We start from the raw sequence: 8,170 nt of genomic DNA, 5'->3' as shown, positions 1-8,170 counted from the left end.
CATTTTCCAAAAGGACTGCTCTCTCAAAATATTTAATCGAATCGTGATTAAAAATACGGCAATGGCTACCACAAAGTATACGCTTTGCTTCATATAAAACGGCATTTTTCCACTATAATGAACAGCACTCCAATAGGTACCTGCAGAATAGACGAAAATAATGCCGATTATTGATAGCATCAAAGTTGTGACGAGCAATAAGTAGCTTTCTTTCCCTCTCAGTAATGCCATCCTTCCAAGTCAAGTATATTCTAAAATAGTTACAGGCTCATTACAGCTTCATTACAGCATCAATAAAAACATCTCCGCGTATTTCAAAGCTGTCATATTGATCCCAACTTGCACAAGCTGGAGATAATAAAATAATATCCCCTTCTGCTGACATCGGAGCTGCATAATGTACAGCGTCTTCTACATTTTGAGCAATGACTGTATGTTCAACACCACACGATTTTGCAAATTCTACAAATCGTAAGCCTGTTTCTCCAAATGCAACAACACCTTTTACATGATTCATACTAGGTCGAAGTTCTTCAAAGGAATGTCCACGATCTAAACCACCTGCAAGTAAAATGATAGGTGCTTGGAAAGCATCTAATGCACTCTTTGTTGCTAGACAATTGGTTGCCTTCGAGTCATTGTAAATCTTTCGACCATTCCATTCACGCACGAATTGTGTCCGGTGTCTAACCCCACCAAAAGTAGCTAAGACTTCTTCCATCTTCTCTTTATCACAGCCTACCAGAATACAAGCTGCAACGGCGGCAAGTATATTTTCTAAATTATGCTTACCAGGCAAGGCGATGTTTGCTCGCTCCATATAGGGTTCACCTTGCCAATAAATTGTTGTCTCATCTGCACTGATGCCGTCTGCCGTACGTCCTTTTGAGCTGAATGGAACTTTTTGTGCATTTGATTGAGCAGCATATCCAACGACAACCGGTTGATCCGCATTATAAATAAAATAATCACTATCATCTTGATTTCGTGTAACACCAAACTTCGCTTCTGCATATTTGTCAAATGTTCCATGATAATCTAAATGTGCATCATAAAGATTCGTTAAAATAGCAACTTTAGGCTTAAATGTTTTTGTCCCCATCAATTGGAAAGAAGACAATTCCGTTACAATAATGTCATCTTCATTAGCCTCTTTAGCAACACCACAAGCAACTGTCCCGATATTTCCAGCAATCAATGGGTTTTTGTTGCCGTTATTTAACATGTCGAATATTAAAGTTGTCGTCGTTGTTTTGCCATTTGAGCCTGTAATACCAATGAATGGTGCCTCACTAATTAAATAGGCAAGCTCAATCTCAGTCCAAACAGGAATGTCACGACTTATAGCATCTGCCACAATGCGATTGCTATAAGGAATCCCTGGATTTTTGACTACTAATTCAAAGCCTTCATCAAGTAAATCTTCAGGATGGCGACCACAAATCACTGTTATTCCCTTTTGTAGTAATCCTTGTGCATCTGGACTTTCATCAAAGGGTTTGGAATCATTGACTGTTACAAAGGCGCCAAGCTCATGTAAAATTTCAGCAGCGGCCACACCACTTTTTGCTAGACCTAACACAAGTACTTTTTTATGTTGTAAATCTGTATAGTTTTTCATTAGAACGCCTCCGATAAGACTGCAATCAATGCTACTGCTAGGGCAGTTGACCAGAAAACAAGCACTACTTTCCATTCTGACCAACCTGATAATTCAAAATGATGATGGATAGGGCTCATTTTAAAAATACGCTTTTTACGAAGTTTAAAGCTACCTACCTGTAAAATAACGGATAATGTTTCGATTACAAACACTAAGCCGACAAGCAAAAGTAAGAACTCTTCTTTTACTAATACAGATACCATAGCTAAGGCCCCACCTAATGCTAATGACCCTGTATCCCCCATAAATACCTTTGCTGGATTCGCGTTAAATAGTAAAAACCCTAATAAAGCACCTGTTACAGCAAATGTAAAGAGAGCGATATCTGCTTGGCTTTGGAATAGTGCAATTACACCAAACGCCGCAAAGGCAATTGAAGCAGTACCTGCCACTAATCCGTCTAATCCATCTGTTAAATTCACCGCATTGGAGAAGCCTACTAACCAGAATATTAAAAAGGCCACATAGAATACACCAAGATCAATTGTCCACTCTGTAAATGGAATGGCAAGCGTAGTATCAAACGATCCTACATGGAGTAGGAAATAAGCTAGAATAGCAATGACAATTTGACCAATTAACTTTTGTAGAGAGGTTAACCCTAAATTTCTTTTAAATACAACCTTTAAACCATCATCCAATAAACCTATTAAGCCAAACCCTGCTAAGACTAATAATAGTACTACGGTTTGTGTTGTTAATAAATCTAAAAAGCTACCTACACCAACAGTTGTCAGGAGGATAGAAAGCAAGAAAATAATTCCACCCATTGTTGGTGTACCAGCTTTTTTCATATGTGATTTTGGTCCCTCTTCACGAATACTTTGCCCAAACTTGAGACGACGAAGAAGTGGAATACTAATTGGTGCCAGGATAACTGTTACTATAAAAGCAAGAGCTAAAATGGTAAGTGTTGTTGCGAGTTTCATTGAAAAATCTCCTTTAAATCTTGTTTCACTTTCTTCTTTAAGAAAAAAGCATAAACTTTCATTTATTTATTACTACCCTTCATAATAATAGTGGTTCTTTCCCATTTTTTAAAGGTAAAGTTATATTAGTTCTCCAAATATAAATGGATGGTACCGTCTTGTTTGATAACACTATCCACCTCAGGTAATTGGTTACCAATTTTAGTCCCTTCGCCATGCCATTCTATACGGAATGGATAAAATTGCTTGGCAATATCATCCTTTGTTTGACCGATAAAATTCGGTACCTTCACAGTAATTGGATCACCATAACGATAATCTTTTTCAAGCTGTTCCTTCGATTTTTCAATACCTACAAATGGTGCAACATCCTCAATAATTTGCCCAACAATAGGTGCTGCTACAACCCCACCAAATTGTGTGGTCTTTTTCGGATTATCAACAGCCACATAGACAACAATTTGCGGATTGTCCGCTGGTGCAAAACCAATAAAAGATACGATATATTCTCCACTTTTATAACGGCCGTTTTCAACCTTTTGTGCCGTTCCTGTTTTACCGCCAATTCGTAATCCATCTCGAAAGGCTTGTCGACCTGAGCCGTTCGCGACTACCGATTCTAAAGCACCTCGAACTTTGGCAGAGGTTTCCTCACGGATTACTTGTTTTTTTACAACTGGTTCCGTCTCTTGAATAACTTCCCCTGAATTCGGATTAAATACCTTCTTTACAACATATGGCGTAAAGAGCTTACCTCCATTTATCGCCGCGGCTACCGCTTGAACCTGTTGGATAGGTGTTACGGCTACCCCTTGGCCAAATGAGGTTGTGGCTTGCTCAACAGGTCCAAAGGCTTCCTTCGAAAATAAAATACCTGATGCTTCACCTGCAATATTAGAACCTGTCTTTTGACCAAAGCCAAAATCTTTAATATACTGCAACAACCGCTCATTACCTAGGCGCTGTCCTAATTCTATAAAGCCGGGGTTACAGGAGTTTTCAACGACCTCTAAAAACGTTTCATGCCCATGCCCTTCACGTTTCCAGCATCGAAGCCTTGCTCCAGCCACCATCGTATAACCTGGATCATAAAAAGTTTCATTCTCTAAATCAACTAGATTTTCTTCCAATGCAGCACTAAGGGTAATAATTTTAAACGTTGAACCTGGTTCGTATGTCATCCATACAGGTAAATTCCGATTATAAATGGCTGGCTCTACTAATTGATATTCGGCTGGATGAAAAGTTGGATAGGAGGCTAATGCCAAAATTTCACCATTATTTGGATTCATAGCAATAGCTAATGCTTGGTCAGCTTCATAGCGCTTCATAGCTTGTGACAATTCACGCTCAACGACCTGTTGGACATCGACATCAATTGTTAACTCAATCGTTGCGCCATCCTCGCCTGCTTTCCAGGCACTTGAAACATTCGGTAAATTATTCCCTTTTGCATCTGTAAATAGACGGATAGCAGAAGAATTTGCCTGCAAAAACTTATCATATTCATATTCAATTCCTGCTAAGCCTTGTGCATCATAGCCAGTAAAGCCTAAAAATCGAGATAATAGTGTACCATAAGGATAATCCCTAGAATAGTCAACACCACTATACAATCCTTCTATCTGCATCCCCTGTAATTCTACCGCTTTTTCATATGGTATATTTTTACCTTCAGGCGCTAACTTCACTAAGTACGCTTTTTTCTGCATTTTTTCTAATAACTTCTCTTTATCTACTTCTAAAACTTGCGCAATTTTTTCGGCAGCTCCTTCAATATCTTTACTTTGTGAAGGCATGAAATATAATGTTGGCGCTAACTTATTCGTTACAATACTTTCGCCATCTCGGTCTGTAATGTGTCCTCGTTCATTTGCAAATGGAATTTCTCGATCCCAATTCTCCTCTGCCTTGGTTGTCAGTTCTTTTTGATCTAAAACTTGCAAAAAGAACAACCTAATCACAATCGCCACTGCTACACACATAAACAACACATATAAAACACGTAAACGCTTTTTAGAATGGATAGAAATCCACTTCATTCGACATCACACCTTGTTTTTTACAACGTATGAAATAAAGTGGACTTCTATTCAATGTTATTCATCATCTACTTCTTCAACTTCACCCTCGGAGGCAGCTTCAACGTCTTGAACGAAGCTTTCTGCAGGTGTTTTAAGCTTCACAACGATCGGCGAACTATCTGTGATGACAGTTCCAGCTGATACGCTTTGACTTGCTACAAAACCTTCACCGAAAATCTCCATCTCTAGCCCTGTCATGGATTTAAAAACAAGTAAATTTCGTAAGGACCAATTCGTGAAGTCTGGCAATGTTATATCACCATCCGTCTTTAAAAATACAAAACTACCTTTTACAAGTTTCTTTGTATCTTTTGGATATTGATCTATAACTTTACCACCATCACCCACAACGATTGGTTGTAATCCATCATTCGCTAACTCTACTTCAAGTGCTTCAGCACTTTGGCCAGTATAATCTTGGATACCAACTTTATCCACATGCTGAATATCATCTGGATTGATGTTAAGGTGCTTTAAGCTATTTAACATAACTGGATTAAAGACTTTAGACACTGGTACTGAGCCAAGCTCATTGTTTAACTTAGGTTTTTTCACTGAAACGTACATGATTAACTGTGGATCATCAACAGGAGCCATTCCTAAAAATGAATATAGGAATTGGTTAGCACCCCATGAATAAGAGCCATCTGCTCGGGGAATTTGCGCTGTCCCTGTCTTCCCAGCAACTTCGTAATCCTCTAGTATAAAATCTTTTGCCGTACCGTATTCTGAAGTTAATGTGGAGGCAAGAATTTCTCGTACTTGTTTTGCCGTATCAGCTTTAATCGGTTGTCCTTTTTCAACAGGTTCATGATTTTGAATAACCTTTCCTGTTGAAGAATCTACGATACGGTCGATAACATACGGCTGCATCATCTTTCCATCATTTGCAATAGCAGTCATTGCTTGAATAAGCTGAATTGGCGTGACTGTTGAACCTTGTCCGTACGTTGTTGTTACGCGTTGAATTGGATATTTAGATAAAATTGTCCCCGTTGCTTCGTTTGGCAAATCAATCCCTGTTTTATGACCGAAGCCAAAGCGATCTAAATATTCAATGAAAACATCATCGCCAATTAATTTTAATAAATTGGCCATGGCCGTATTCGATGAACGCTGGAATCCTTGTAAGTAATCAATTTCTCCCCATCCAACTTGATTATGATCTCGAATTGTTCGGTCGTATACTGTATAAGAACCCGATTGGTATTTTGCATTCGGTGCCCATGTATTTGTATCAATAGCTGAAGCAAGCGTGAATATTTTCATAGTGGAACCAGGTTCCATCGTTTCTTCAATTACCTCGTTTAGCCACTTCATATTTTGACTTTCACGTGTTTCTGGATTAAATGTGGGACGCTGTGACATCGCTAAAATTTTCCCAGTTTTGGGATCTGCTACGACTGCGGTCATGGACTCAGGATTATACTCCTGTTCAACCTTCGTCATCGCCTCTTCTAAAAAGCTTTGGATCGTTTTATCGAGTGTTAAATAGATGTCATCCCCATTTTTAGCTGGCGTAATCATTTTCTCGCTATTTGGTAGTAAGTAACGGAAAGCATCCGTCTCATATTCAACCTTGCCATTAACGCCAGTTAGTTCTTTATCGTAAGTATATTCTAGTCCCATTTCTCCCTTTGTTGTCACCGTGCCATCTTTATTATCCTTTTTCAGTGCATAGCCTATTAAATGTGAGGCAAACACTCCATTTGGATAATAACGTTTTAGGTCACTAACAAATAGAATTCCCGGTAGTTTTTCTTTCTTTATTTTACTCATAACCTCGTGACTAATGCCGCGGCCTGCGCTTCCAAACTCCACTTGATATAAAGGTTTTCCATCACTTCGATAGCGATTGTTTAGTTTCTTAACAACCTCTTCCTCTTTCATTGCTGGAATATATTTAGCTAAAACCTTTGCTGTTTTTTCAGCATCAACAACATGTCTTGGTTTCTTTGGGTCTGTGGTTGCCGCTTCATTTACGATAGCAACCAAGCGATAGCTTAACGTATCTTCCGCAATTACTTGACCACTTTGATCATAAATTTTCCCACGATTTGCTGTAATAACACTTTCCTTACCATACTTTGCTGCTGCTCTCGCTGCAAGCTCTTGTCCTTCTACTTCTCCTGTCGCTTGAATTGTTACCATTCTTGTGAATAATACAAAAAAGAGCCCTCCATAAAAAATTAATAATAGAAAGGCTCCCCATTGGAATCGAAATCTCTTTTTTTTCATTCTCCCGGCACTACCTTTACATTTTTCTCATTTTGAGTTAAACCGAGTTCTTTTGCTTTTTTCCAGATATTTTCGTATGTAGAAAGTTCACTTACACGAACCGTTAAGTCAACATTCTGTTTCGCAATCTCTTCTGCTTCTGATTCGATCTTTTGAATGTCCATACTTGTTGTTTGAATAGCTGCTTGGTTATTTAATACTAGCACTCCTAATACAGCGATAATGCCAACTAAAACTAGTAGCATTGTTTTTTCAAACTTCTGGTTCGTTTTTTTACGACGTATGATAGTGGGTTGTGGACTAGGTGGTGTTATCGGTTGTTGCACTTGTTGATGTTGGTGCTGTTGCCTTACACGAACTGCTGCCATTTACTCACGCCCTTTGTCGTTAATTTTTTCCACCACTCTAAGCTTCGCTGAACGCGCACGATTATTTACTGCCAATTCCTCTTCTGAAGGAATGATTGGCTTTCGTGTAATAAGCTTTAAAGTAGGTTTCATGTCATCAGGAATTACAGGTAAATTTGGTGGTAATTCCGGTAATGATGACGCTTCCTTAAAGATTGTCTTACATAGGCGGTCCTCCAATGAATGGAACGTAATGACACTAATGCGCCCCCCTACGTTAATCATATCAATCGCATCGACTAATGAATCCTCTGCTGCGCCTAGCTCATCATTTACAGCAATTCGTATTGCTTGGAAAATGCGCTTTGCTGGATGTCCACCTTTTCGGCGTGCCGCTGCTGGAATACCCTCTTTAATCAGCTCGACTAGTTGACCAGTAGTTTCAATCGGTGCTAGTTTACGGGCCTCCTCAATTTTACGAGCCACTTGCTTCGAAAATTTTTCTTCCCCATATCGGAAAAATATCCGTACGAGATCTTCGTATGCCCATTGATTGACAACATCAAATGCTGTAAGTGTTGCCGTTTGGTCCATACGCATATCGAGTGGTGCATCATGGTGATAGCTAAAGCCTCGCTCAGGTGTATCTAATTGTGGAGAAGATACGCCTAAGTCATATAAAATACCGTCAACTTGATCGATACCATGAGCCAATAGCTCCTCTTTTAAATAACGGAAATTCGAATGAATAAATGTCACACGCTCAATATAGGGCGCTAATCGAACCTTCGCATTTTCAATAGCCGTCATATCCTGGTCAAAGCAAATTAAACGGCCTTTATCTGATAATTGTTGTACTAAATATTCACTGTGTCCTGCACCGCCTAGCGTACAGTCCACATATACACC

General features: G+C 39.1%; 6 protein-coding genes and 1 pseudogene. All 7 read right to left on the bottom strand.

Annotation, left to right across the window (positions count from 1 at the left end):
* Positions 1-231, bottom strand: a pseudogene (locus RT445_RS21600) (cell division protein FtsW); the annotation flags it as partial.
* Between the two features lie 40 nt (positions 232-271).
* Positions 272-1,621 carry a UDP-N-acetylmuramoyl-L-alanine--D-glutamate ligase gene (gene murD / locus RT445_RS21595; RefSeq protein WP_312506805.1) on the bottom strand — a complete coding sequence of 450 codons (1,350 nt, stop codon included), beginning with the start codon at positions 1,619-1,621 and terminating at the stop codon, positions 272-274.
* Positions 1,621-2,592, bottom strand: a complete 972-nt coding sequence (mraY, locus tag RT445_RS21590; RefSeq protein WP_274795863.1) for a phospho-N-acetylmuramoyl-pentapeptide-transferase — start codon at positions 2,590-2,592, stop codon at positions 1,621-1,623. The genes murD and mraY overlap by 1 nt, the downstream gene beginning before the upstream one ends.
* A gap of 125 nt (positions 2,593-2,717) precedes the next feature.
* Positions 2,718-4,634, bottom strand: a complete 1,917-nt coding sequence (locus RT445_RS21585) for a stage V sporulation protein D (RefSeq protein ID WP_274795862.1) — start codon at positions 4,632-4,634, stop codon at positions 2,718-2,720.
* A 57-nt stretch (positions 4,635-4,691) separates the two neighbouring features.
* Complete coding sequence (locus tag RT445_RS21580; protein WP_312506806.1) at positions 4,692-6,914, bottom strand: penicillin-binding protein; 2,223 nt, start codon at positions 6,912-6,914, stop codon at positions 4,692-4,694.
* Positions 6,911-7,282, bottom strand: a complete 372-nt coding sequence (gene ftsL / locus RT445_RS21575; RefSeq protein WP_274795860.1) for a cell division protein FtsL — start codon at positions 7,280-7,282, stop codon at positions 6,911-6,913. Before ftsL ends, RT445_RS21580 begins: the two co-directional genes overlap by 4 nt.
* The coding region (gene rsmH / locus RT445_RS21570) for a 16S rRNA (cytosine(1402)-N(4))-methyltransferase RsmH (protein WP_313471530.1) at positions 7,283-8,170 on the bottom strand (888 nt) is incomplete at its 5' end. It lies immediately after the preceding gene.

This window comes from Lysinibacillus sp. (assembly GCF_032093475.1).
GTDB classification, from domain to species: domain Bacteria; phylum Bacillota; class Bacilli; order Bacillales_A; family Planococcaceae; genus Lysinibacillus; species Lysinibacillus irui.
The sequence above is the reverse complement of the archived record's forward strand: the minus strand, read 5'-3'. Positions and strand labels throughout refer to the sequence as shown.